The sequence below is a fragment of the Streptomyces sp. NPDC102451 genome, from assembly GCF_044765485.1.
GTDB lineage: Bacteria > Actinomycetota > Actinomycetes > Streptomycetales > Streptomycetaceae > Streptomyces.
On record NZ_JBIWKD010000007.1, the window covers coordinates 363,443 to 388,115 of the forward strand.

Genomic DNA, 24,673 nt, shown 5'->3' on the forward strand with positions numbered 1-24,673 from the left:
CCGACCTTGCCTACGACGGCGATGGTGCCGGGAGCTGGCACGGCACGCTGTCTCTGTGGCCGTTCAACCGGCCCCAGCCCGCACACCTCACCGATTGGACAGGAAGCACAGGGCTCCATGTAGTGATGGCCTACCGGCAGGCCTATCCCATGGTGCCGCCGTACATCTGGCCTCTCGACCCGGTTCCCGAGCCGGCCGAGTGGACGCAGTCACGCTGGCATGTCAACGGCGACCGCACCCTGTGTCTCCTGCGCGCCGACGCACTGTGGACGGGCCGCGAATCTGTCGTCGACCTGCTCTTGAAGGCCGCAGGGTGGAAAGTGGAGTACGCGCTGATGAAGCACGAGGCCATCACGCAGATGTCCGACTGCGGCATCGTCGAGGACGACCGCTTCGACCACCTCCTCACCCGGCCGCCCGCCGCTGGGCCTGCCCACGCCAGCCTGACGGCCCCGCCCGGCACAGCACCGGACCACTCGGACGCCGGGGGTGGACCCTTGTGCTGATCCTCGTCCCTCACCACGCCGCAGCCACCATCCGCCAGGCCGGCCCCTGGGGCGGGATGACGCTGCGCGGCAACCACGAGGACCTGGCCGTCATCCGGGGAGTCTCCACCCGCGACGGCGCGACCTTCCCCGTCAACACCTCGCCAGGCCAGAACCTGATCGCGGCCACCGGCGACGTACGCGCTTCCGGATACTGGTACCGCGTGGCCCCTGTACTGCACGTCTACTGGCGCCAGGTGAGCGGCCGACTGGGTACAGGGGTGCCTCTGTCCGTATTCCAGGAGCACCTCACCAGCGGCTACAAGAAGCCCGGCCCCGCCCCGTACCTGGCCCTGACCTACGCGCCCAACCTCACCGAGGCCTTCCCCGACCACGACGTGCCCGACATCGTCGCCTGGAGGGTCGGGCACGACGGCGCGTACCCCCTCAACTGTCTCGTCGAGCCGTCGACCACCGGTATCAGCCAAATCCAGGACCACTGGCCCGTCAAGGACCTCCAAACAGCACAGGTCCTGCTCGTCGGCGCTGGCAGCATCGGATCCGCCACCGCGCACGCCCTCGCCGGCTACGGCATCGGACGCCTCACCCTCGTCGACCCCGACCGGCTCTCCTGGCACAACCTCGTACGCCACACCACCAGCCGCCGCCACGTCGGCCGCCCCAAAGTCACAGCTCTCGCCGAGGAACTCACCGAGCTCCGCCCCGACACGACCGTCACTCCTTTGGTCCTTGACGTCATCGATGACGCCGACCGAATCAGACCACTGTTTTCTCAAAGCGACCTTGTCCTCTGCACGGCCGACGGCGTTGCCGCCCGCCGTGTCACCGGACACCTCGCCCGCCGCGCAGGAATCCCCGCCGTCATGGCCTGCGTCCTGCAGGACGGCGCCCTGGGCGAAATCCTGCGGCTGAGACCCTGGCCCCAGCACGGATGCCTCACCTGCAGGCGCCAGACACTCGCCGAGCACGGCGGCATCGACCCCGAACCCGTTCTTGACGCCGGATACGGAACCGGCACCCGACACCGGCCGATGACCGCTGTCGGCCCCGACCTCCACCTCGTCGCCCATCTCGCAGCCAAGACCGCCATCGCCACTCTCCTGGAACGCCGCGGGCACCCCGACCAGCGACTGCCCGGCGAACACGGCCTCATCAGCCTGCGCCGACAGCCCGACTGCGCACCACCTTTCGACCTCGGACGAACCGGCGAAACCCGATGGCTCCCCGCCACACCACCACGCCCCGGATGCCCCACCTGCGAATCCCCATGAACCCGCGCCCCGTCATCGCTGTACACCTCACTCAGGAGGCTCTTCGCGTCATCACTGACGAACTTCGAACCGCCGACAGAAGCAGGGAAACCGGAGGCATCCTGCTGGGACACCACGTCCACAACACGGTGACCGTCCAGCACGCCGGAACACCTGGGCCCGAAGCGGTTCAAACTCCCACCTACTTCCTTCGCGACCTCGCCCACGCCCAGACCCTGGCCGACCATGCCTACGCCCAGGACCACAGCGTCTGGATCGGCGAGTGGCACACCCACCCCACCAGCCGCCCCGTCCCCAGCTCCCGTGACGCAGCTACCTACCGCCAACTCCTCAACGACCCCGAACTCGCCTTCCACAGCTTCATCGCCGTCATCCTCGGCTCTCGAGGACCGCACTGGGACATCACTGCCTGGACCTGCCACAACAACACGATCGCCCAGGTCTCCGTGCATGGCCTGCCGCCTCAGCCGCGTTATTGGTAACGGCCGAAGGCAACGCGACTTTCACAGCAGTCTCCACGCCCCGCGCCCCCGGAGAGTGACCATGGAACCCCTGCCCGCGCCGAGCCCCACCAGTGTCAGAATCACCGGCGACCACTACCAGTGGCTCATCGCCTGGACCGGCTGCCTCACCCTCCTGCGCGAGAACGCCATTCACACCGCCAACGCCGTCATCTCCGTCGGCGTCGAAGCCGATGACGCGGGCAACCTCGACGACGTGGTCCTGCGGCGTCGCACCCAGCCCCACACATACGCCCAGGTCAAATACACCGTCAGCAGCACCACACCCGTCAATGAGGACTACCTCACCAAGCCGAGCCCCACCGGCGGCCCATCGATCCTGAAGAAGATCGCCACGACGTGGCGCACTCTCACCGCCGATGGCATCGACGCCGACCTTGTGATCATCACCAACCGGGCCCCGGACCCCAATGACCCCCTCATCGCTGTGCGGGACGCCCGCACTCAGCTCCTCCTGCCCAAGGCGGCTCATGGAACCGCACGCGCGAAAACCGGCCAGGCACGAACCCGCTGGGCCCAGAACGCCGGCCTGAGCGAGAGCGAACTCCGCGATCTCCTCTCCCGCCTGCGCTTCGACCTGTCCCGAGAACTACAGCACGTACGGGATCAGTTGCAGCTCCTGATGGCCGTCTGCGGTCTGCGAAACGACAGCCACGCGGTCGACGAGGGCGCCAACTGGGTTGCCCAGCAGGTCCGCGACGGCCACCGCACTCTCACCCTCGAGATGGTCAAGGCAGCCGTCGAAGGTCTTGACCTCAAGAGGGGGCCCGCTTACGCGATCCTGTCGATCGCCACCCTCAAACCCGACCCGATCGCCGCCGAAGCCGACCACACCATCAACTGGATCGACCGGTTCGAAACTGATTCCGAATACACCAAACGCCGCCCGCTCGCACCGGCCACCTGGGCACAGCTCCAGGACGACATCGAGGCAGCCCCCGCCCGCCTGCCCGGCCGCACCAACATCTCCGTGTCAGGAAGCTTCCGTCTCGCCCCCGCGTTCCTGACTGGCACAGCCTTCCGTATGGTCACCGGAGCTGATCTCGCCGTTCTCCAGCGCGGAGACCTGTGGTCCACTCGTGACACCTACGACACCGAATGCGACCCCGCCGTCAAGGAATACGACATCGGCCAAGGCGAAGAACTCGCCGTCGGCATCAACGTCACGGTCAAGGAACAACACTTCACCCAGGACGTCCTCGAATACCTCGAAGGACAGAACATCCCCGCATCCAGACTTCTCGTCCTCACACCACCAGCCGGACCCAAGGACCGCTCGGTCCTCGATAGCCCCGCCGCCAACGCCCTCACTGTCGGAGTCCGCGATGCCCTGCGCCGTCCCAGCCACGCAACTTCCCGGATCCACCTCTTCCTCGCCTGCCCCATGGGACTCGCCCTCCTCCTCGGCCACCGCTGGAACCGGCTGCGCCCCACCGTGGTGTACGAAGACGTCAGCACGGCACAGGTATATGAGCCAGCCTTCTTCGTTCAAGCCTGACTGCACGACGGGGCAGCAAAGCGGCACCAGCTCCACTGCCGGACGCCTGGGTGTTGATCATCAGTAGTTACGGCAGTTCATGACGTCGTCGGGGCTCGGTGTCCTCGCCGCTTCTGACACGGAGACGTGCACGCTGTCCTGGCAGCTGTTCCTGCCTGATAGCTGGGACGGGCCGAAGCTGCCGAGAGGCGGGCCCGGTGCCGAGGCTCCGATCAATAGCATCACCGGTCGAAGTAGCAGCTCACGCTGGACATGCACGACGAACTCGGGGCGGGCAGCCTGCGGCACACGGTACTGATCGCGGACACCGGTTACGGGCCGAACGCCGACGGCGTTCGCCGGGATCCAGACGCAACGGCGCTGGGCGGGACTTTGCTCGGCGCCTGGGCACGGTATGTGAACGTTGCCGAACCAGAAATGCGAGACCCTCGTCTATCACGCCAGCGCGGTTCGCCCAAATCGCGACTCATCAGGGACTCTTGCAAACGTCGATTCGACAGGCAGGAGCACACCATGGACGAGAGTAAGGCCCGCATGCCCGAAATAGCATTCCTCACGTTGCACAAGGCAGCGGTCTATCTCGGTATCTCTCCCAACACCCTTTACGTCTGGCGCCATCGCCGACAAGGGCCGCCCAGCTTCCAGATGGGCCGACGCGTGATGTACAGGATTTCCGCGCTCGACGAGTGGGTGGACCGGCAGGAAAGGGCGGACTCGCGATCGAACCCTGCCTTGAATCCACTGAACCGCAAGCCGCTGCGTCGCACATCGTGACGTCCACGGCAGCACAGAGCATCGACTCCAAACCGACATCAATTCCGACTGCCACAGCGGGATATGACCTGTCGCGAAGAAGCGTTCCCAACACCGTCAAGCACCCGGAACGCATCATTCGCACAGGTAGGAGGCCCACATGGCGGGCTACATCGAGGATCGCTGGCTCAAGAAGAGGCCGGACAAGGCGACCGGCAAGCGAGATCGTACTTCCATTTGGGGGAAGGGGAAGCGGTACCGAGTCAAGGGAATTCCTGGTATCCAGGACAGGTCCTTCGACACCAGCGAGGACGCCAAGCGCTGGCTCGCTGAGGCTCAGACGGACTCCAGCAGGGGCGACTTCGTCGACCCGCGGAATGGTGCCATCTTGCTCACCGATTACATCGTCGACCACTGGTGGCCCAGTCGAACGGATGAGCCGTCAACTGCGGGCCCCATGCGGAGCCGGATCTGGAACCACCTGATTCCCCTGCTCGGTTCGTATCCTCTGCGTGAGATCGACGCCTCGGCCCTTCGCCGGTTCAGGGCCGACTTGCTCTCTCGAGTCGAGGAGTCTTCCGCCGAGATCATATGGATACACCTCACCACCATCCTGAATGCCGCTGTTGATGACAAGCGCCTGCTGAAGAGTCCCATCGCTGCCCACCGATCGATCAAGCGGCCCAAGCCTGTCGACAAGAAGGCGAAGGCGTGGTCTCGAACCACAGTCGACGCGGTGCGGGAGGGTCTACAGGAGCGGTACCGGATCGCCGTGGACCTCGGGCTCGCACTCGGAGTTCGCCAAGGCGAGGCGCTCGGCCTCGCGGAAGAGGACTTCGACTTCAGGGCGGAGGTGGTCCACATACGGCGCCAACTCCGCTGGGATGGGAAAGGGCGGCCGTACTTCTGCCTCCCCAAGGGCCGCAAGACCCGTGATGTTCCCCTTCCGCCGAACCTCGCCCGCCGCGTTCGGCTCCACTTCCAGCTCTTCCCGCCGGTCGAGTGCACCCTGCCGTGGCGTAATCCTGAGACGCCGGCGACCGAGTTGGAAGAGCGTCAGCGCAAGCCGATCACCGTTCGACTCGTGCTGAGCACCTCCCACGGGCTTCGGATCAATCCCGGGACTTGGAACGAGCGCAGCTGGAAGCCCGCTCTCGTAGCCGCAGGGGTTCTGCGCCAGGTCGGCGAGAAGGCGGAGAGTTACGGTTCCCGCGTCCGCCTCCACCCCGTCTACGAGCGCTCACGGCCGGACATGTTCCACGTCCTGCGCCACACCTTCGCGAGTGTGCAGTTGGAGGCCGGCGAGTCCATCGTGAGCGTGGCGACCTGGCTGGGGCACTCCTCCCCGAAGGTCACGCTCGACTACTACGCTCACTTCATGCCGGGCGCAGGCAAGCGCGGACTGGCCGCGATGGATACGTGGCTCGTGTGATGCGGGATCGAAAGTCCCCGAGAAGTCCCTGGCGCCGTCAAAGCCGCCACACAACCGAAGAAACCGCAGGTCACAGGGCTACGCGCAACGCCGCCCAGTTGTACGCCGAGTACAAGGAGCCGCTGTACGCCGCTCCCCCGCTGCTCCAGCGCATGGTCGACGCGGGCCGGCTCGGCCGCAAGACGGGCTCGGGCTTCTACCCGTACGACTGACCGCCCGCCCGCGGGCCCGGCGCTCACACCGCCGGGCCCGCCGGGGCACGTTCCGTAGCGGAGGATGGCCCTGTGGATGCTCTTTTCGATCAACCCGAAGTCCGTCGGGTCTCGCAAGGCAAGTACCCCTTGTGGGACGAGGCTCTCGTGGTCCTCAACCAGGACTTGGCCGTGACTCTTCCTGAGCAGGGACCTCTGCAGCTGCTGGCCCAGCCTTCCTACGAGGCGGGCGAGCCCGAGTACGTCTACGTTGCCCTGGCCAACGGCGAGTGGCACGGCAGTCATCTGTACCCGAAGACGGCGGAAGACTCTGCTCATGCCTTGGCGATCGTCGCCGACGCCGCGCAGGAAACCGTCGCTGAGCGTCTGTGGCAGGCGTGGCCCCTGTGTGTCGAACACAACCTGGGCATGCATACGCGCGACGTGGAGGGGCTGCTCTCCTGGTGGTGCGCCGGTGGGCGGCCGGGGGGCGGGCCGGGCCACATCTGTGCGGCCGTGGGCGCGCTCGACACCTTCTGAGCGCCATGATGTGCCCGACGTCGTAAGCCGACTGTCGTGCGGCCACTCACGGATCGGCTGCTCCAGGTCACGTGACCCGTCCGTTGCTGCGTGTCGCAGATGATGGCCTGCCATCCACGGTTGGAGCCCTGACACCATGAACGACGCCGCCGAAGACAGCCGGTCCGCCCGCGACCCCTATCCGGCGTACGCGGTCATGCGCGCCGAATGCCCTGTGCAGGCTGTGGCATCCGGATCCGGCGGACGCCACAGCTACCTGGTCACCGGTTATGCGGAAGCCCGGCAGGTTCTCGGTGACGAGCGGCTTTCCAAGGACACCGCCGCCTTCTTCGCCGGCAAGGACTCGAAGCGCCGGCTGCATCCCGCCGTCGCGCACAACATGCTGGCCGGCGACCCACCCCGGCACACCCGGCTCCGCAAGCTGGTCACCGGTGCGTTCACGAGCGGCGCTGTCGACGGACTCCGGCCGTTCATCACCCGGCTGACCGATGAGCTGCTGGACCGGTGGGCCGTCGGCGGGCCGGTCGACCTCGTCGCCGGCCTCGCCGTCCCGCTTCCGGTCATGGTGATCTGCGAACTGCTCGGCGTGCCGGAGACCGACCGGCCGAAGGTTCAGCACTGGTCCGCCGAACTGTTCGCCGCGGGAGAGCCCGGCCGCACCGACGCCGCCTCGTACGCCGTCGCCGAATACATGACCGGCCTCATCGCGTCGAAGCGCCTGCACCCGGGCGATTCGCTCCTGGACCGCCTTGTCTTCGGTCGCGACGGCGAGGACCGCCTCACCGAGGAGGAGCTGGTCTCCCTGGCCGTGCTGCTGCTCGTCGCCGGCCACGAGACCACCACCCACTTCCTCGGCAACGCCGCCCTGGCCCTGCTGCGGCACCCGGCCGAGCTCGCACGTCTGCGCAGCGACCCGGAGGCCATCCCGCAGGCGCTGGACGAGCTGCTCCGCTTCGACGCACCGGTCAGTACCTCCACCTTCCGGTTCACCACGGAAGCCATCACCCTGGGCGATACCGAGATCCCTGCCGGCGTCCCGGTGCTGGTCGCCCTCGGAGCCGCCAACCGCGACCCGGAACGCTTCCCGGCACCGGACCTGCTCGACCTGGACCGGAACGCGACCGGTCATCTCAGTTTCGGCCACGGCATCCACCGCTGCGTCGGCGCACCCCTCGCGAAGGCCGAAGCCCACATCGCCCTGCACGCGATCCTGACCCGCTTCCCCGACATCCGGCTCGCCGTATCGGCGGACCGGTTGGATTGGCGGCGGACCCGGCTCGTTCGCGGGCTGGAGTCTCTTCCCGTCCTTCTCTGACAGGTCACGATGCCCAGCGGATGGTCGACGCGGGCCGGCTCGGCCGCAGGACGGGTTCGGGGTTCTACCCGTACGAGTGAACCGCTTCCGCCGGTGCGGCGGACGGCCGGAGCCTCCGGGCCGGCCCGCCGCACCGGCACGCTCCGTCAGCCCAGCTGCATGTGATGGAGCATCAGCAGCCCGGCCGCCATGTTGGCCGCCGGTATCTCACCGCGCGCGACCATGTCCGGCACGAGCTTGAGCGGGACCCACTCGCGGCGTGAGGACTCGAAGTCGTCCGCGGGGTGACCGGTGTACGTCGCCTCCCGCGACCAGAAGAGGTGGTGCCGGGCGTCGACGAGGCCGTTGGCCGGTTCCACGGTCATCAGCGGGCGCAGCTCGCCGGGGCGCCATCCGGTCTCCTCCTCCATCTCCCGGGCCGCCGCGGCGGCGATGTCCTCGCCGTCCTCGACCACGCCCGCGGCCAGCTCCCAGCCCCAGCTGTCGGTGATGAACCGGTGCCGCCACAGGAGCAGGACCTCGTTGGCCTCGTTGACGACGGTCGCCGCGGCGACGGCCCTGAGCCGGATGAGGAAGTGGTCCAGGTGCCGGCCGTCGGGGAGCACGACGTCCGCCAGGTTGACCTGGAACCAGCGATTCTCATACACGGTCTGTTCGTTTAAGTTCGTCCACTGCACAGTTCTGCCACCTTCCGACTGGTCGATGGCAACATCGGAGCAGGGTCCGCCCCGCAGGGGAACGCGTGCAGGCTCCCGGGACGAAGCTCACAGGGGCACGCGCAGCGCCCCGTCGATGAGGCCGGCCGCCGCCGCGGCATCGGCGCTGCCGCTCGCGGCCAGAAGCTTGCGTACGGAGCGCAGCCGGTCCCGGAGGCGCTGGGATTCCATGCCCCGGGCGCGTTCCGCCATTTCCGAGGCCGTGCCGGCCGCTCTGTCCGCCTCCCCCTGGAGCAGTTCGAGATGGGTGAGCATGGCGAGCCGGTGCACGGTCCCGCGATCGTGCGCCGGGGAGCGTACGGCCGCCGCCGCGTGCTCCCGGGCGCCGGCGAGATCGCCGAGGCACAGCAGCGCCTCCGCCACCTGGACGTTGACGAGGCCGGGCTGGACGTATCCCGTCTCGTCCGGCTCGCCCCCGCTCCGGATTCGGCCCGACTCGGCCTCGGCGCGGCGGATGCACTCCAGGGCGCTGCGGTGGTCGCCGAGCTGGGCGTAAGCCTTCGCCTGCATGGCGTGCAGATCGGTGGCGAGCGCCGGGGTGATGTGCGGGCCCGCCGCCCGCAGTGCCGCCTCGGCGAAGGCGACGGACCGGCGGAATTCGGCCAGGTACAGGGACTGGTTCACGAGCAGCGCGATCACATAGCCGCCCAGCCCCCGGTCCCCGCTGGCCTTGGCCAGGCGCAGCGCCTGGTGGAAGTAGCGCTGGGCCAGTCCGTGGGCGTCGGAGTCGTAGGCGCAGATGCCCGCGACGGCCACCAGCCCGGCGGTCGCGCGGTGGAGCTGGCGGCCCGTGGCGTCGCTGTAGCCGCCGCGCAGCAGCGGCGCGGTCTCGGCGTTGAGGAAGCCGACGATGCGGGACCTGGTCGCGATGCCGCCGGCCTTCCGGTACATCTGCTCGTAGTGCGCGCGGGCCGCGCGGAGCATCGCTATGTCCGCCATGCTCACGCGGCACGGGCCGGGGCGGGACACATCGGCGTCCTCGGGAGGGTTCTCCCACTCCCAGACCGGCATCACGGCTGTCGTGCCCGTGACGGCGGGCGCGGTGGTGAGGTGCGGTCGCTGCTGTTCGTCGGAGCGCCACAGGGCCGTCGCGTGCTCGACGAAGCCGGACAGCCCGGCTCCCTGGGCCGCCGGGTGCATCCCGGGGATCCCCATGCCGATGTCGTCGAGCGTGACGGGCCGGTCCAGCCGGGCGGCGAGGACCTCACAGATCAGGTCGGGGACCTGTCCGCGCGGGCGCTGGCCCTTGAGCCAGCGGGCTACCGCCGTGTGCTCGTAGCGCAGGCACAGCCCGCGGGCACGGCCGGCCTGGTTGACATGGCCGGCCAGTCCGGCACGGGACACACCCGCCTCGTCGATCAGGGATTCGAGCAGGACGTTGGGCTCCATTGCCCCCCCATGTACGCGTCGCAATGAGCTTAGACCGTCCGGCACATGGTGGGTGGAAGAAGGAGCGGGGCTGGGTGCGTGCAGCTGCAAGGCGGAGGATTGAGGCAACGCGGAGCGTTGTTGATTGACGACAACGCCGCTGGGGGTCCCCCCTGCTCGAGCGAAGCCGAGAGCTCGGGGGAGTGCGTGCCCAGCCCCGCGACGCCACCCACCATGTGCCGGACGGTCCAAGTGGAGCACGATTCACACGGGGTGTGAACGGAATGCCCGAACCATCCTGCTGTGCGCTCTGCCGCGCCGGGGCGCCGCTCGCTTGAATGAGTCCCTCGCAAGAGGCGGCCGGGTCGTCGGCTCCCCCTCGTAACAGTTCGACGACCCGCCCCGCGCCGTTCGTTCTGCCGGCCTGCCCGACACTCCGTGGCAGGGCGGGCGGCGCCGGACCGCACAGCCCACTGCCCCGATGACAGTAGGGTGCGTTGCGGTCCCCGGGCCGTCCGGCGAGAACAGAAGGGGCGTATCCGGTGGCCGGATACGCCCCTTCTCACTGCCGTGGGCCCTACGCGCCGCGCAGCACCGCGCCGGTGCGCTCGGTCGCCAGGGCGACCGCGGTGTCGCGGGCCGCGGAGGCCTCCTCCACGGTCAGCGTGCGGTCCGGGGCACGGAACCGCAGCGCGTACGCCAGGGACTTGTTGCCCTCACCGATCTGCTCGCCGGTGAAGACGTCGAACAGCCGCAGCGATTCGAGCAGGTCGCCGGCGCCTTCGCTGAGCGCCTTCTCCACCTCTTCGGAGGGCACGTCCGAGGCGACGACGAGCGCGACGTCCTGGGTCGCCACCGGGAAGGTGGAGATCCGGGGTGCCTGGAGCGCACCGTCGACGGCCCGCTCCAGGACGTCGATCTCGACCTCCATGGCGCAGGTCCGCTCGGGGAGGTGGAGCTCCTTGACGACCCGCGGGTGGAGTTCGCCCGCGTGTCCGAAGAGGGTCTCCTCGCCGTCGACCGTGACGTACAGCGCGGCGCAGCGGCCGGGGTGCCACGGTGCGTGCCGGTCGGCGCGGACCGTCACCTCGACGCCCGCCTCCCGGGCGATGGAACGCGCCGCCTCGACGGAGTCCGCCCAGTCGGCGGGGCGGCCCTTGCCCCACCAGCCGGCCTGCTCGCGGGCGCCCGCGAGGACCACGGCGGCGCGGCGCGGCTGACGCGGGAGCGCCGCGTCCAGCCCGGCGATCTCCTCGTCGGTGGGCCGGCGGTCGACGGGCAGCCGTACGGCCTTGGTCTCCTCGCCGGTGGGCCTGAAGACCAGCCCGGTCTCGAAGAGCGCCAGGTCGTGGCTGCCCCGGCCGTCGTTGCGCCGCAGTGCGCCGAGCAGACCCGGCAGCAGCGTGGTGCGCAGCGCGGGCTCCTCGTCGGAGAGCGGGTTGACGAGGGTGACCGTACGGCGGCGGGCGTCGTCCTTCTCCAGCCCGAGCTGGTCGAGGACGGCGTCGCCGATGAACGGGTAGCTGAGCGCCTCTACGTAACCGGCGCCGGCGAGCGCCCGGCCGATGCGGCGGTGCAGCCGCTGGCGGTCGGTGAGCCCGCGGCCGGACGGCGGCGTCGGCAGGGTCGACGGGAGGTTCTCGTACCCCTCCAGCCGGATCACCTCTTCGGCCAGGTCGTTCGGCTCGGCAAGGTCGGGGCGCCAGGACGGCACCGTGACGATCAGCTCGTCCTGCCCGTAGACGTCGCAGCCGACCTGCTGGAGGCGGCGTACGACGGTCTCGCGGCCGTACGCGACACCGGCCACCCGGTCGGGGTGGTTCGCGGGCATCGCGATGGTGCGGGGCGCGGACGGGGCGGTGATCTCCGTGACGCCGGCCTCGGCCGTGCCGCCCGCGAGGAGGACCAGCAGGTCGACCGTGCGCTGTGCGGCAGCGGCGGCGGCCTGCGGGTCGACGCCGCGCTCGAAGCGCTTGGACGCCTCGGAGCTCAGCTTGTGGCGGCGCGCGGTCCGGGCGATGGAGATCGCGTCGAAGTGCGCGGCCTCGATGACGACCTCGGTGGTCCCGGTGTCCTCGGCGTGGTCGGCGATCTCGGTGTCGGCGCCGCCCATGACGCCCGCGAGGCCGATCGGCCCGCGGTCGTCGGTGATGACGAGGTCCTGGGAGTCCAGGACGCGCTTGGCACCGTCGAGCGTGGTGAGCTTCTCGCCCTGCTGGGCACGGCGCACCCCGATCGTCCCCGCGACACGGGAACGGTCGTAGGCGTGCAGCGGCTGGCCGAGCTCCAGCATCACGTAGTTGGTGATGTCGACGGCGAGCGAGACGGTGCGCATCCCGGCCTTCTGCAGCCTGCGCTGCATCCAGATCGGGGAGCGTGCCTCGGGCCGCAGCCCGGTGACCGTACGCGCGGTGAAGTTGCTGCATCCGAACGGGTCGGACACCTTCACCGGGTAGCCGTGCGCGTTGGGCGGCGGCACGTCCAGGAGCGCCGGGTCGCGCAGCGGCAGCCCGTACGCGATGGCGGTCTCGCGGGCGACGCCGCGCATCGAGAGGCAGTAGCCGCGGTCCGGGGTGACGGCGATGTCGAGGACCTCGTCGACGAGCTCCAGGAGCTCGATCGCGTCGGTGCCGGGCTCGAACTCGGGCGGCAGCACGATGATGCCGTGCGTGCCGTCGTCGCCCATGCCGAGCTCGTCGGTCGAGCAGATCATGCCGTGCGAGGTCTTGCCGTACGTCTTGCGCGCGGCGATCGCGAAGTCGCCGGGCAGCACGGCGCCCGGGAGGACCACGACGACCTTGTCGCCGACGGAGAAGTTACGGGCGCCGCAGACGATCTCCTGCGGTTCGCCGGTGCCGTTGGCGGTGCCGACGTCGACCGTGCAGAAGCGGATGGGCTTCTTGAAGCCCTCCAGCTCCTCGATGGTCAGGACCTGTCCGACGACCAGCGGGCCCTTGAGGCCGGCGCCGGTCTGCTCGACGGTCTCGACCTCGAGGCCGACGGAGACGAGCTTGGCCTGTACGTCACGGCCGGTCTCCGTCGCCGGCAGGTCGACGTATTCCCGCAGCCAGGAAAGCGGGACGCGCATCAGATCTCCATCCCGAACGGCCGGGTGAACCGGACGTCGCCCTCGACCATGTCTCGCATGTCCTCGACGTTGTGGCGGAACATCAGCATCCGCTCGATGCCGAACCCGAAGGCGAATCCGCTGTACTTCTCGGGGTCGACGCCGCAGGCGACGAGCACCTTGGGGTTGACCATGCCGCAGCCGCCGAGCTCGATCCAGCCCTCGCTGCCGCAGGTGCGGCAGGGGCGGTCCGGGTTGCCGACGGACTCGCCGCGGCAGACGTAGCAGACCATGTCCATCTCTGCGGACGGCTCGGTGAACGGGAAGAAGTTCGGCCGGAGCCGGGTCTTCATGTCCGGGCCGAAGAGCGCCTGGACCATGTGGTCGAGGGTGCCCTTGAGGTCGGCCATGGTGAGGCCCTCGTCGACGGCGAGCAGCTCGATCTGGTGGAAGACCGGGGTGTGCGTGGCGTCGAGCTCGTCGGTGCGGTAGACCCGGCCGGGGCAGACCACGTAGACGGGGGGCTTACGGCTGAGGAGCGAGCGCGCCTGGACCGGCGAGGTGTGCGTACGCAGCACGACACCGGACTCGTCGCTCTTCGCGCCGTCGGCGCCCTGGACGAAGAAGGTGTCCTGCATCTGGCGCGCCGGGTGGTCGGGCACGAAGTTCAGGGCGTCGAAGTTGAACCACTCCGCCTCGACCTCGGGGCCCTCGGCGATCTCGTAGCCCATGGCGACGAAGACGTCGGCGACGCGCTCCATGATCGTCGTCAGGGGGTGGCGGGCGCCGGCCGGGACGCGGTCGTAGGGCAGTGTGACGTCCACCGCCTCCTCGACGAGCACCCGGGCGTCACGCTCGGCCTCCAGCTCGGCCTGGCGGGCGGCCAGCGCCTTGGAGACGGCGCCGCGGGCCTGGCCCACGCGCTTGCCCGCCTCGGCCTTGGCCTGCGGGGGCAGGGCGCCGATCTCCCGGTTGGCGAGCGACAGGGGCGAGGTTCCACCGGTGTGCGCGGTCTTCGCCTGGGCGAGCGCGTCGAGGTCGCCGGCGGCGGCGAAGGCGGCGAACGCCTCGTCCCGCATGCGCTCGATCTCTTCCGGTTTCAGTGCCTCGACCTCGACTGGGTCGTACGACTTGTTCGGTGCCGACATCTCTTCCCGTGCTTCCGATTGGCTGGTGGCGACCCTGGTTCGACGACTGAGGACGCAAAGGTGCCAAAAGTCGAGTCTACGGGCCGCCGGGAGGCGAAGAAGCCCGTGGGCCGCCTAGGCCAGGTAGGCCGGCGTGCTCACGGGCAGGATAAATCGGAACTCGGCGCCGCCGCCGGGTCCACGGTCGACGGTGATCGTGCCGCCGTGCGCCTCGACGATGCCCTTGACGATGTACAGGCCCAGGCCGGTCCCGCCGCGCTTGCTCCCCCGCCAGAAGCGGGTGAAGACGCGGCCCATCGACTCCTCGGGGATGCCGGGACCCTCGTCGCTCACGGTGACTGCCGTTCCGCTCTCGTCGTCCTTGCCCGGTGCGGGTGCAGGGGCGATCTCAATGGTGACGGTTCCCTCGCCGTGGCGCACCGCGTTTTCCAGCAGGTTGCCCAGGACCTGGTCGACCTTGTCCGGGTCCGCCCACAGACCGGGCAGCGGCTGTCCGGTCCGGACGAGGAACCGGTCGGGCGCCTGGCCCGCCGCGACGAGGGCCTGGACGTGGCGTTCGACGGCCGCGGAGATGTCCACGGGCTGGCGGCGCAGCTCCAGTCGGCCGGAGTCGATGCGGGAGATGTCGAGCAGCTCGGCGATGAGCCGGGTGACGCGGTTGGCGTCGGCGTCGACGGTCTCCAGCATCAGCCGCTTCTGGTCGTCGGTGAACCGCTCCCACTTGGCCAGCAGCGTGGCGGTGAAGCCCTTCACCGAGGTCAGCGGGGAGCGCAGCTCATGGGCGACGGTGGCGATCAGCTCGGCGTGGCTGAGCTCGGTGCGCCGGCGCGCCTCGGTGCCGCGCAGTGAGACGACGAGCCGGCGGACCGGGCCGGTCGGGCTCTCGCGTACGTACCGGGCGGAGACCAGGACCTCACGGCCGCCGGGGAGCAGCAGGTTGCGCTCGGGCTGGCCGACCCGGGTGGCGAGCCCGCCGTACGGATCGGTCAGGTCCCACCAGCGCCGCCCCTTGAGGTCCTCCAGCGGCAGTGCCTCGTCCAGGGAGCGGCCGAGCGCGTCGGCCGCGGGGGTGGCGGTGATCCGGGCGGCGGCCGTGTTGAAGCAGACGACCTTGCCGTCCCCGTCGGCGACGACGAGACCGTCGGGCAGGTCGTCCGGGCCGATGCCCGTCGCGGGGTCCCCGAGGACCGGGCTCGCGCCGGCTCCGTCGGAGAGGGCGCGCACGGCGGCCGTGTATGCCGCTCGCGGCCTGCTCATGCCGACAGCCATCTTCCCGTACCCCACCTCTCGAACCGGTGCAGTGGGCCCCCGAGTTCGTCACCCTACTAGGCGTCAGCGGCCGGGCGACACCCTCAGGGGCGGGCCCGGCGGGGAGTGACGCGTATCGGTCGGTGGAGGGGTCAGCGTGCCGGGCGCTGGGCGCGCGCCGAGGCGTAGAGGCAGACGGCGGCGGCGGTGGCGAGGTTGAGGCTCTCGGCCTTGCCGTGGATCGGGACCCGGACCACGGCGTCGGCCAGGGCGCGCGTCTCCTCGGGGAGGCCCCACGCCTCGTTGCCGAAGACCCAGGCGGTGGGCCCGCCCATGGTGCCCGCGTCGAGCTCGTCGTCGAGGTCGTCCTCGCCCGCGCCGTCGGCCGCCAGGATGCGTACCCCGGCGTCCCGGAGCCCCTGCACGGCCTGCTCGACGGGTACGCCGACGGCCACCGGCAGGTGGAAGAGCGAGCCGACGGAGGCGCGGACCGACTTGGGGTTGTAGAGGTCCACGGAGGCGTCGGTGAGCACGACCGCGTCCGCGCCGGCGGCGTCCGCGCAGCGCAGCACGGTGCCGGCGTTGCCGGGGTCGCGTACATGGGCGAGGACCGCGACCAGGGTGGGCTTCGCCGCGAGGATGTCCTCGAAGGGCGAGTCCAGGAACCGGCAGACGCCGATCAGGCCCTGGGGCGTGACGGTCTGGGAGACGTCGGCGAGCACGTCGGCGTCGGCGAGGTGCACCCGGGCGCCCGCGCCGCGGGCCGCGTCGATGATGCCGGCGTACCGGTCGGCGGCCTCGACGGTGGCGAAGAGCTCGGTCAGGGTGGGTTCGCCGTCACCGCCGCGGTGCGCGGCGGCCTCCCGTACGGCCTGCGGCCCCTCGGCGATGAATCTGCGCTCCTTGCCGCGGAAGTTACGCCTGGCCAGCCGGCGTGCGGCGGCGATCCGCGGCGACCGTGCGGAGATCAGTTCGGGGGTGCCCATGGTCGGCGGCGAGCCTCTCTGCGTAAGTCAGCTTCTCTGCGTACGTTTCTCTGCGTACGGCTGACTGCGTACGCGACACGTGCTGCAACGCACCGGACCCGCAGACGGCACACGCCTGCGGGTCCGGCTCAAACGCTGAACGTCGGAAGAACTGCCTGGATCAGGCGGCCTTCGGGGCGTTGACGTCGCTCGGGAGGGCCTTCTGGGCGACCTCGACGAGGGCGGCGAACGCGTTGGCGTCGTTGACCGCGAGCTCGGCCAGGATCTTGCGGTCCACCTCGATGTTGGCGGCCTTCAGACCCTGGATGAGGCGGTTGTACGTCATGCCGTTCTGGCGGGCGGCCGCGTTGATGCGCTGGATCCAGAGCTGACGGAAGTCGCCCTTGCGCTTCTTGCGGTCGTTGTAGTTGTAGACCAGGGAGTGGGTGACCTGCTCCTTGGCCTTGCGGTACAGACGCGAACGCTGACCGCGGTAACCGCTGGCGGCCTCGAGGATCGCCCGGCGCTTCTTGTGGGCGTTTACCGCCCGCTTGACGCGTGCCACTTTTAACTCCTTGCAGCGGGGTCGGGTGGTCGCAGTGAGGACTCACCCGGCCCGGAAACGAATTGGTCCCGGTCGGATCGAGGTCGCGCCCCCGGGTTCACCGGAGGCGGCGCCTCACTTGCCGAGAAGCTTCTTGACCTTCTTGGCGTCGGCCGGAGCCACGACGACCGTGCCGGTCAGCGAACGGGTCTTCTTCGAGGACTTGTGCTCGAGCAGGTGGCGCTTGCCGGCCTTCTCGCGCAGCACCTTGCCGGAGCCCGTGATCTTGAAGCGCTTGCTGGCACCGCTGTGCGTCTTGTTCTTCGGCATCGCGCCGTTATCTCCTCGTCAGTGGCGCCCCTCTCGGTGCGGGCACCGGACTGCAGGGGCGTCAGATCTTTGGGTGGTTTCCGAGGGACCCGGGGGCGCCTGGATGGCGACCCCCGGAGGTCACGCCTCGGAAGGTGTCTCGGCCGGAGCCTCGGCCGCTGCGGCCGGGGCCTCAGCGGTGTCACCCTCGGACTCGGCGTCGGGGGTGTATCCCTGACGCTCCGCCTTGCGGGCGGCCTGGGCCTCGCGGGCCTCGGCCATGGCTTCGGTCTTCTTCTTGTGCGGGCCCAGAACCATGATCATGTTCCGGCCGTCCTGCTTCGGGTTCGACTCGATGAAGCCGAGGTCCTCGACGTCCGAAGCGAGACGCTGGAGCAGTCGGAAGCCCAGCTCGGGGCGGGACTGCTCACGGCCGCGGAACATGATCGTGATCTTGACCTTGTCCCCCTGCTTGAGGAACCGGACGACGTGACCCTTCTTGGTGTCGTAGTCGTGCGGGTCGATCTTCGGCCGGAGCTTCATTTCCTTGATGACCGTGTGCGCCTGGTTCTTGCGCGCCTCACGGGCCTTCATGGCCGACTCGTACTTGAACTTCCCGTAGTCCATGAGCTTGCACACGGGGGGACGGGCTGTCGCCGCCACCTCGACCAGGTCGAGGTCGTACTCCTGTGCGAGCTCCAGGGCCTTGGCAAGCGGAACAATCCCGACCTGCTCGCCGCTGGGACCGACAAGTCGCACCTCGGGAACGCGAATCCGGTCGTTGATGCGGGGCTCGGCGCTGATGGATCCTCCTCGGTAGCACCACGCGACCGCCTGGCGGACAGCCGCGTAACGTCTTCTTTTGAGACCAACCGAGCCGGGAAAAGCACAAACGCCCCGGACGGGACACAGGCGGGGCTCCAGGAACTACCGGAACACCGCCGCGTGCTACCGCGGGGCGTGCATCGGGCGGCCCCATCGTCCGTACGGAACGATGGCTGCCACCTGACCGGTGACCCGCCGTCCCTGAGGACGGTCAGGTGGGAGATCGGAGCCTCCACTTGTGGGCCGAGCACATATGTGTCCGGCCGGTCGTTACACAAGGTTAGCAGCTCCCCGGGGCTACGGCGAACCCGCTGCCCGGACGGCTCCCGCAGGAGGAGCCGCGCCGACGTGGCCTTATCGTGTGGGGCATGAGCGACGCGACCACTCCCAGCACCGAGAACCCCGGCTTCGACGACATGGCCCGTGACATCGCGGAGGTTCCCGCGGTCGAGGTGATCGTCACCGTCGCCGTCAATCTGATGAGCGCGGCGGCCGTGAAGCTCGGCCTGACCGAGGAGGGCGAGCAGCACAAGGACCTGGACGAGGCGCGCAAGCTGGTCCAGGCGCTGGCGGGGCTGCTCGACGCGAGCGCCACCGAGATCAGCACCTTCCACGCCTCGCCGCTGCGGGACGGTCTGAAGTCGCTCCAGCTGGCGTTCCGTGAGGCCTCGCTCGTACCGGACGAGCCGGGCAAGGGCCCGGGCGAGAAGTACACCGGTCCCGTCTACGGCTAGTCACCCCGCACCCGCTTCGAGCCCGCCGCCTGTGCCAGGCGGCGGGCTCCTGCGTGTCAGCGGCTGAACAGCGGTTCGCCCGGGGCCTCGGCGTCGGCGGGCAGCAGCGCCAGGTCGATCCCGCGCACCAGCCGGGCGCGCAGCACCTCGCTGGCGGACAGCGCGTCGGCGACCCGGCGGGCGGCCTCGGCGACCACCGCGTCCGGGGTGAGGACCAGGGCGAGGGTTCCGTCGGCCCGGCCGGGGCCGAGGTGGGCCCGCAGCACCGCGGGCTCGGCGGCGACCGCGTCCCGTACGGCGGTAACGACGGCGGGGTCGTCGAGCGGGTCCGCGCTGGTGCGGTTCTCGGCCAGGGCCAGCAGAGCGGGGCCGGTCAGCTCGAAGGCGACGGGCCCGGCGAGGTCGAGCACCACCGTGTCCGCCTTCTCGTGCGCGGCGGCCTGCAGCGCCTGGTGCAGGGGTACGGCGACGGGGCGCGCCTGCGGATCCCAGCGGGCCAGCGAGGCGGTGGAGGTGAAGGCGGGCAGGGCACGCCGGTCGCCGGCCTGGAGGGTCGGCACGGCCATGTCACTGGTCTTCTCGCGGCGCAGCCCGCCCCCCCGTCGCCCGCCACCACCCTTCTCAGGAGCTTCGCGCCCCTCCTCACTGTCCTCCTCGACCTCGCCGAGTACGGCGACGACCGGGACGAGCAGCCGGGCGTCGCGCAGTGCCGCGAGGACGGGTCCGACGGCCGTCCGGTCCTCGGCCCAGGCGGCGAGGGCCGCCGTCAGTTCGGGCGAGGCGGTGCCGTCGTCGTCGGAGAAACCGGGGTCCGGGATGTTCTTGAGCGCCACACGACGAGCGTAGTGGGTCGGTTCTCTCACCTGGGCGACAGGTCGGGCACAGGCTGCTGCCAGGTGGGATTCCTAGCGTCCGGGCCATGCCCCGTCACAGAACGCGCAGGCCCGCGCTGTCCGGCCTCCTGGCCGCCGTCGCCGTGCTGCTGGCCGGTACCGCCGCAGGGGGTGCGTATCTGGTCGGTCACTCGCCGGATGACGCGTCACCGGCCGTTGCCGCCGTATCGTCCGCCTCCAGCCCGTCGGCCACGACGGGCCCGAGCGAGGAGACCGAGGTGGATCTCGACGCGGAGCTGGCCGACGCGCTGGCGCCCCTGGCGGACGGCGCCGATGTGTCGGTGGCGGTGCTGGACACGGAGAGCGGCGCGACCGCCGTGTACGGGGACGGGGCCTACGACGCCGCGAGCATCGTCAAGGTCGACATCCTGGCGGCGCTGCTCCTCCGGGCGCAGGACGAGGACCGGGAGCTGAACGGCGCCGAGCAGGCGTACGCGGAGGCCATGATCCAGCGCAGTGACAACACCTCGGCCACCGAGCTGCTCAAGGTGGTCGGCGGGGAGGAGGGCCTCGACGCGGCCAACGTACGGCTGGGGCTGACCGGGACGGAGGCCGCCCATGCGTGGGGGCTGACCCAGACCACGGCCGCCGACCAGGTGCGGCTGCTGGAGGCGGTGTCCGGGGCCGGTTCGGTGCTGTCGGAGGCCTCGCGGGCGTACCTGACGGGGCTGATGGGCCAGGTCGAGGCGGACCAGCGGTGGGGCGTGTCGGCAGCGGGCACCGACGCGGTGCTGAAGAACGGCTGGATGCCCCGGACGACGACGGGGCTGTGGGACGTCAACAGCATCGGGCGGGTCCGGAGCGGCGGGCACACCGTGCTGGTGGCGGTGCTGTCGCGCGGGCATGCGACGAAGGAGGCGGGCATCGCTCTCGTGGAGACCGTGGCGAAGGCGGCGGTCGGCGTGACGGATGCGGTGAGCGGGTCGGACTGAGGGGGGTCCGGGAGGCGGGGCCGCCCTGCGCTCAGCGCGGGGCGGGGCCGCCCTTCGCTCAGCGCGGCGGGCCGGCGGGGAACGGGCTGTACCCGGGTGCGGGCGGGTTCCCTCCGGTGTACGGGCCGCCGGTCCTCCTCCTGGGGGTCCTGCCGCGCCACAGCACCACGGCCAGGGCGAGGAGCACGGCCCCGAGGCCGCCCGCCGTGGGGGCCAGCCAACCGGCCGGGTCCCCGTCGTCGTCCTGGGGAGCGGGTCCGGAGCCGAAGTACTCCTCGCGGTAGCCGGCCTTGGCGGACTGCGCGCTCAGATCGCCGGGGCGCAGCTTCGCCCCGGCCGCTATCGCCGCGGCGGGGTCGGCCAGGCCGTAGCCCCTGGAGTCGTCGCGTCCGCCCGAGGGGGCGTCACCCGCGGTGTCCGCGAGCAGGGTCTTGACCTGCGCCGGTGAGAGCCCCGGGTGGGCGGCGCGTACGAGGGCCACGGCCCCGGAGACGAACGCCGACGCGGCCGAGGTGCCCCACTCGATGTAGTAGTGCTGGTCGGGGTTGGCCACGACGATGTCGACGCCGGGCGCGCTGACGGTGGCGTACCAGCGGCGGGTGGAGAACGCGGCGTGGGTGCCGTACTTGTCGACCGCCGCGACGGCGATCACGCCGGGATAGGCGGCGGGGTAGGAGACCCGGTCGCCCTTCTCCCCGCTGTTGCCGGCGGAGGCGACGACGGAGACGCCCTTGCCGAGGGCGTACTGCACGGCGGCGTCCTCGCCGGGCTCCGGGTGGGCCGACTCGCTGTCGTCGCCGAGGGAGAGGTTGATGACGTCGGCGCCCTGGTCGGCCGCCCAGCGGATGCCCTCGGCGAGCGCGGTTCCCCGTGACTCCCGGGCCTTCGCGCGTGACGGGTCGCCGGACTCGAGGATCACCCGTACGGGCAGGATCTTCGCCTCAGGGGCCACGCCGAGCACGCCGTCGCCCTGCCCCGGGCCGTTGCCGCGGCCGGCGATGATGCCGGCCATCGCGGTGCCGTGCAGGGCCCAGGAGCGGTCGCCGCGTCCGGCTCCGAAGCCGATGAGGTCCTTGCCGGGGAGCACCTGCCCGGCGAGGTCGGGGTGGTCGTCGTCGACCCCGGTGTCCAGGACCGCGACCGTGATGCCCTTGCCCTTCGTGGTCTGCCAGGCCTTGTCGGTGTGGAGTGCCTCCAGGCCCCACTGCTGGTCCCGGATGGCGTCCGCGCGGGCGGGGACGGCGGGCAGCAGTGCGAAGGCGGTGGCCGTGGCCACGGCGGCGAGCGCCCGGAGCCGGCGGGGGCGGGTCATGCCGGCTTCTCCGTGAGGTCGGTGACGGTCCTGCGCAGGGTGCGCTCCACCCGGTCGGCGATGCCCTTCGCCTCGTGGCCGAGTCCCGCCTGGGCGGGCGCCGTCGTGGCATCCGGGGCCATCGCCGCGGCGGCGGGCTGCGGTTCGGCGACCTCGCGGCCGTCGGCGAAGCCGGAGACGGCGAACACGACGACGGGCAGCTCGGTCAGGACGTGGACCGTCCAGCTGGCGCGCTGCGGGGCGCCGAAGCCGGCCGCGACGGTGCCCTTGACCGGGTAGGTGCGGGGCATCAGGTCGGAGCGGTCGGCGAGGTGCTGGGTGGTGAACCGGGTGTCGAGCGCGCTCATCGCCTCGGTGTCGGCCTCGGTGAAGACCATGCCGACGGTGGTGACGCTGCTGCGGGTGGCGTCGGTGTAGGTGGCGCGCACCAGGCGTTCGCAGCCGACCGGGCCGAGCGTCTTCAGCAGCAGCGGGTCCAGGCCGGCCGTGCAGCCGCTGTCGCTCGCGACGGCGACCCTGGTCCAGACCCGGTCGGTGGCTCCCGGCCCCGCGCCGTCGCCCTTGAGGGTGCGCGGGAAGAGGGTGTCGACCGGTGTGCTGTGCCAGGCGGAGCGGCCCACGGTGTACGCGCTCGCGTCGCCGGGGTCGGCCGCGGAGTCGCCGGTGAGCCAGCTGCCGGTGACCGCGCCGCCGATGAGCCCGAGGCCGAGCACGGCGCACACCGCGGCCGCCGCGGTCCTGCCGCGGTTCCTGGCCTTGACGGGACGGAGCCGGGTGGTGGTCTCGGCGGGAGTCTCGGCGTACGCGTAGTAGGCGCCGGGCGGGGCCGGGGTGGCGCCGGGGCGAGGGGTGAGGTCCACCGCGCCGACGGGCCTGCGCCTGGTGGCGGTGGGAGGTGGCGGCGGCGGCCCGGGCGGTACGGGGCGGAGCCGGGTGGTCGTCTCCACCGGCGGCACCGGGGCGGCCCCGGGCACGGGCGGGACAGGAGCGGCGCGCGGGGCCTGCGGTGCGGGTTCGGCGCGCGGGGCCGGTGCCGCGGGTTCGGCGCGCGGGGCGGCCTGCGGTGCGGGGGTGGCGGCGGGGGCCTGCGGTGCGGGCTCCGGACGGCCCTGCGGCACGGAGGCGCTGCCGGGTACGCGCGGTGGGGTGGCCGGACGGGGCGGCACTGGAGCGCGCTGCGCTTCGGTACTCATCCGTCCCCCTGGTCCACGTCCCCTCACCGCCCACGGACCACCGTTGCGCACGGGCCCGTCGGTCGATCGTGTGACGGTCACTCTACGGGGTGGACGGCACCCCGTGGGAACGGGACGGAGGGCGCTGGGCGATCTGCACCGAACGTCCCCTACCCAGTGGTACGGCCGTCTGGCAAGCTGCGGCCATGACTCCCCGCGCCGCTGACCGGAGCCGCTACGACCGCGCCACCGCCCATCTCGATGCCCCGGTGGCCGTCGTCGACCTGGAGGCCTTCGACGCCAACGCCGACGATCTGGTGCGCCGGGCCGGCGGGAAGCCGGTCCGGGTGGCGAGCAAATCGGTGCGCTGCCGTGCCCTGCTGGAGCGGGTGCTCGCGCGCCCCGGGTTCGCGGGGATCATGTCGTTCACGCTCGCGGAGTCGCTGTGGCTGGCCCGCGCCGGATTCGACGACGTACTACTGGCCTATCCGTCGGCCGACCGGTCCGCGTTCGCCGAACTCGCGGCCGATCCCAAGCTCGCGGCGGCCGTGACGGTGATGGTGGACGACCACGCCCAGCTGGAGCTGATCGACGCGGCGCGGGCGGGCGGTACCGAGGAGATCCGGGTCTGCCTGGAGCTGGACACCTCGCTGCGGCTGCTCGGCGGCCGGGTCAGGATCGGCGCGCTGCGCTCCCCGCTCCGCTTCCCCGCCCAACTGGCTGAGCTGGCCCGCTCGGTGGTCCGCAGGCCGGGTTTCCGGCTGGTGGGGCTGATGGCGTACGAGGGCCATGTCGCGGGCGTGGGCGACTCGGTGGCCGGGCGGCCGCTGCGGTCGCGTGCGGTCCGGCTGATGCAGGCGGCGGCCCGCAAGGAGCTGGCGGCCCGGCGCGCGGAGGTCGTGCGGGCGGTCCGCGCGGTGGCGCCCGGCCTGGAGTTCGTGAACGGCGGCGGCACCGGCAGTGTGCAGCACACGGCCGCCGAGTCCGCGGTGACGGAGATCGCGGCGGGTTCCGGGCTGTACGTGCCGAGGCTGTTCGACAACTACACCTCGTTCAGAGGCCGTCCGGCGGCGCTGTTCGCCCAGCCCGTGGTGCGGCGGCCGGGGGTGGGCGTGGTGACGGTGCTCGGCGGCGGCTACCCGGCGTCCGGGGCGGCGGGCCCGGACCGGCTGCCGGTGCCGTATCTGCCCGAGGGGCTGCGTTACGACCCGCAGGAGGGGCCGGGCGAGGTCCAGACCCCGCTGCTCGGCGCCCCGGCGGACGATCTGCTGATCGGCGACAAGGTGTGGTTCCGGCACGCCAAGGCGGGTGAGCTGTGCGAGCGCTTCGACGAGCTGCGGCTGATCGAGGGCGACCGGATCACGGCGACCGTGCCGACGTACCGCGGCGAGGGCCGCACCTTCCTCTAGAGGC

At 71.0% G+C, this 24,673-nt stretch carries 23 protein-coding genes and 1 pseudogene; 12 read left to right on the top strand and 12 right to left on the bottom strand.

All coding sequences use genetic code 11. The annotated features are described in order from the left end of the window. Positions 1-125 precede the first annotated feature (125 nt). From ACIRD8_RS19310 to ACIRD8_RS19350, 9 genes and pseudogenes are all read left to right on the top strand, one after another. A complete protein-coding gene (locus ACIRD8_RS19310; protein ID WP_403992638.1) occupies positions 126-506 on the top strand; it encodes a hypothetical protein in 381 nt (126 codons plus the stop codon). Continuing rightward, positions 500-1,777: a HesA/MoeB/ThiF family protein gene (locus ACIRD8_RS19315; RefSeq protein ID WP_403992641.1), complete on the top strand. Its 1,278-nt coding sequence runs from the start codon at positions 500-502 to the stop codon at positions 1,775-1,777. The genes ACIRD8_RS19310 and ACIRD8_RS19315 overlap by 7 nt, the downstream gene beginning before the upstream one ends. Beyond that, a complete protein-coding gene (locus ACIRD8_RS19320) occupies positions 1,753-2,259 on the top strand; it encodes a Mov34/MPN/PAD-1 family protein (protein WP_403992644.1) in 507 nt (168 codons plus the stop codon). Before ACIRD8_RS19315 ends, ACIRD8_RS19320 begins: the two co-directional genes overlap by 25 nt. A gap of 61 nt (positions 2,260-2,320) precedes the next feature. Next, positions 2,321-3,796, top strand: coding sequence for an SAVED domain-containing protein (locus tag ACIRD8_RS19325; RefSeq protein WP_403992647.1), 1,476 nt, complete (start codon positions 2,321-2,323; stop codon positions 3,794-3,796). Between the two features lie 513 nt (positions 3,797-4,309). Next, on the top strand, positions 4,310-4,570 hold the full coding sequence (locus ACIRD8_RS19330; RefSeq protein ID WP_403992650.1) for a helix-turn-helix transcriptional regulator: 261 nt from the start codon (positions 4,310-4,312) through the stop codon (positions 4,568-4,570). 139 nt (positions 4,571-4,709) lie between these two features. Continuing rightward, positions 4,710-5,981, top strand: a complete 1,272-nt coding sequence (locus tag ACIRD8_RS19335) for a tyrosine-type recombinase/integrase (RefSeq protein WP_403992653.1) — start codon at positions 4,710-4,712, stop codon at positions 5,979-5,981. Between the two features lie 89 nt (positions 5,982-6,070). Then, positions 6,071-6,193: pseudogene (locus ACIRD8_RS19340) on the top strand (3-hydroxyacyl-CoA dehydrogenase family protein); the annotation flags it as partial. Positions 6,194-6,265: 72 nt separating this feature from the next. Further along, positions 6,266-6,712, top strand: a complete 447-nt coding sequence (locus ACIRD8_RS19345; protein ID WP_403992656.1) for a hypothetical protein — start codon at positions 6,266-6,268, stop codon at positions 6,710-6,712. Positions 6,713-6,848: 136 nt separating this feature from the next. Further along, positions 6,849-8,027, top strand: coding sequence for a cytochrome P450 (locus ACIRD8_RS19350; RefSeq protein WP_403992659.1), 1,179 nt, complete (start codon positions 6,849-6,851; stop codon positions 8,025-8,027). 146 nt (positions 8,028-8,173) lie between these two features. On the opposite strand, the gene ACIRD8_RS19355 is transcribed toward ACIRD8_RS19350, so the two are convergent. From ACIRD8_RS19355 to infC, 9 genes are all read right to left on the bottom strand, one after another. Continuing rightward, positions 8,174-8,704, bottom strand: coding sequence for an NUDIX domain-containing protein (locus tag ACIRD8_RS19355; RefSeq protein WP_403992662.1), 531 nt, complete (start codon positions 8,702-8,704; stop codon positions 8,174-8,176). An 87-nt stretch (positions 8,705-8,791) separates the two neighbouring features. Next, positions 8,792-10,132, bottom strand: a complete 1,341-nt coding sequence (locus ACIRD8_RS19360) for a transcriptional regulator (RefSeq protein ID WP_403992665.1) — start codon at positions 10,130-10,132, stop codon at positions 8,792-8,794. A 556-nt stretch (positions 10,133-10,688) separates the two neighbouring features. Next, the gene (gene pheT, locus ACIRD8_RS19365; protein ID WP_403992668.1) at positions 10,689-13,199 is read right to left on the bottom strand and encodes a phenylalanine--tRNA ligase subunit beta; all 2,511 of its coding nucleotides are present in this window, start codon (positions 13,197-13,199) and stop codon (positions 10,689-10,691) included. Then, the gene (pheS, locus tag ACIRD8_RS19370) at positions 13,199-14,326 is read right to left on the bottom strand and encodes a phenylalanine--tRNA ligase subunit alpha (protein WP_124279656.1); all 1,128 of its coding nucleotides are present in this window, start codon (positions 14,324-14,326) and stop codon (positions 13,199-13,201) included. Before pheS ends, pheT begins: the two co-directional genes overlap by 1 nt. 114 nt (positions 14,327-14,440) lie before the next feature. Next, complete coding sequence (locus tag ACIRD8_RS19375) at positions 14,441-15,595, bottom strand: ATP-binding protein (RefSeq protein ID WP_403992671.1); 1,155 nt, start codon at positions 15,593-15,595, stop codon at positions 14,441-14,443. 131 nt (positions 15,596-15,726) lie between these two features. Then, a complete protein-coding gene (locus ACIRD8_RS19380) occupies positions 15,727-16,560 on the bottom strand; it encodes a TrmH family RNA methyltransferase (protein ID WP_403992674.1) in 834 nt (277 codons plus the stop codon). Between the two features lie 160 nt (positions 16,561-16,720). Then, entirely contained in the window at positions 16,721-17,104 is a 384-nt protein-coding gene (gene rplT, locus ACIRD8_RS19385; RefSeq protein WP_003970214.1) for a 50S ribosomal protein L20, read from the bottom strand. A 114-nt stretch (positions 17,105-17,218) separates the two neighbouring features. After that, complete coding sequence (rpmI, locus tag ACIRD8_RS19390) at positions 17,219-17,413, bottom strand: 50S ribosomal protein L35 (RefSeq protein WP_099176763.1); 195 nt, start codon at positions 17,411-17,413, stop codon at positions 17,219-17,221. 120 nt (positions 17,414-17,533) lie between these two features. Then, positions 17,534-18,196 (bottom strand): translation initiation factor IF-3, encoded by a 663-nt coding sequence (infC, locus tag ACIRD8_RS19395; protein WP_099176762.1) that lies wholly within the window; start codon positions 18,194-18,196, stop codon positions 17,534-17,536. A 389-nt stretch (positions 18,197-18,585) separates the two neighbouring features. Between infC and ACIRD8_RS19400 the strand changes: the two genes are divergently transcribed. Continuing rightward, on the top strand, positions 18,586-18,951 hold the full coding sequence (locus tag ACIRD8_RS19400) for a DUF1844 domain-containing protein (RefSeq protein WP_362889221.1): 366 nt from the start codon (positions 18,586-18,588) through the stop codon (positions 18,949-18,951). Positions 18,952-19,007: 56 nt separating this feature from the next. Here ACIRD8_RS19400 and ACIRD8_RS19405 read toward each other — a convergent pair whose 3' ends face one another. Next, positions 19,008-19,784, bottom strand: a complete 777-nt coding sequence (locus tag ACIRD8_RS19405) for an SseB family protein (protein WP_403992678.1) — start codon at positions 19,782-19,784, stop codon at positions 19,008-19,010. An 86-nt stretch (positions 19,785-19,870) separates the two neighbouring features. On the opposite strand from ACIRD8_RS19405, the gene ACIRD8_RS19410 reads away from it, so the two are divergent. Next, positions 19,871-20,776, top strand: coding sequence for a serine hydrolase (locus ACIRD8_RS19410; RefSeq protein WP_403992681.1), 906 nt, complete (start codon positions 19,871-19,873; stop codon positions 20,774-20,776). Between the two features lie 58 nt (positions 20,777-20,834). Here the strand turns inward: ACIRD8_RS19410 and mycP are convergent, their stop codons facing one another. After that, the gene (gene mycP, locus ACIRD8_RS19415) at positions 20,835-22,088 is read right to left on the bottom strand and encodes a type VII secretion-associated serine protease mycosin (RefSeq protein ID WP_403992684.1); all 1,254 of its coding nucleotides are present in this window, start codon (positions 22,086-22,088) and stop codon (positions 20,835-20,837) included. Next, complete coding sequence (locus ACIRD8_RS19420; RefSeq protein ID WP_403992835.1) at positions 22,085-22,948, bottom strand: hypothetical protein; 864 nt, start codon at positions 22,946-22,948, stop codon at positions 22,085-22,087. Before ACIRD8_RS19420 ends, mycP begins: the two co-directional genes overlap by 4 nt. 518 nt (positions 22,949-23,466) lie before the next feature. Between ACIRD8_RS19420 and ACIRD8_RS19425 the strand changes: the two genes are divergently transcribed. After that, the gene (locus ACIRD8_RS19425) at positions 23,467-24,669 is read left to right on the top strand and encodes an amino acid deaminase/aldolase (RefSeq protein WP_403992687.1); all 1,203 of its coding nucleotides are present in this window, start codon (positions 23,467-23,469) and stop codon (positions 24,667-24,669) included. The last annotated feature ends 4 nt before the right edge of the window (positions 24,670-24,673 follow it).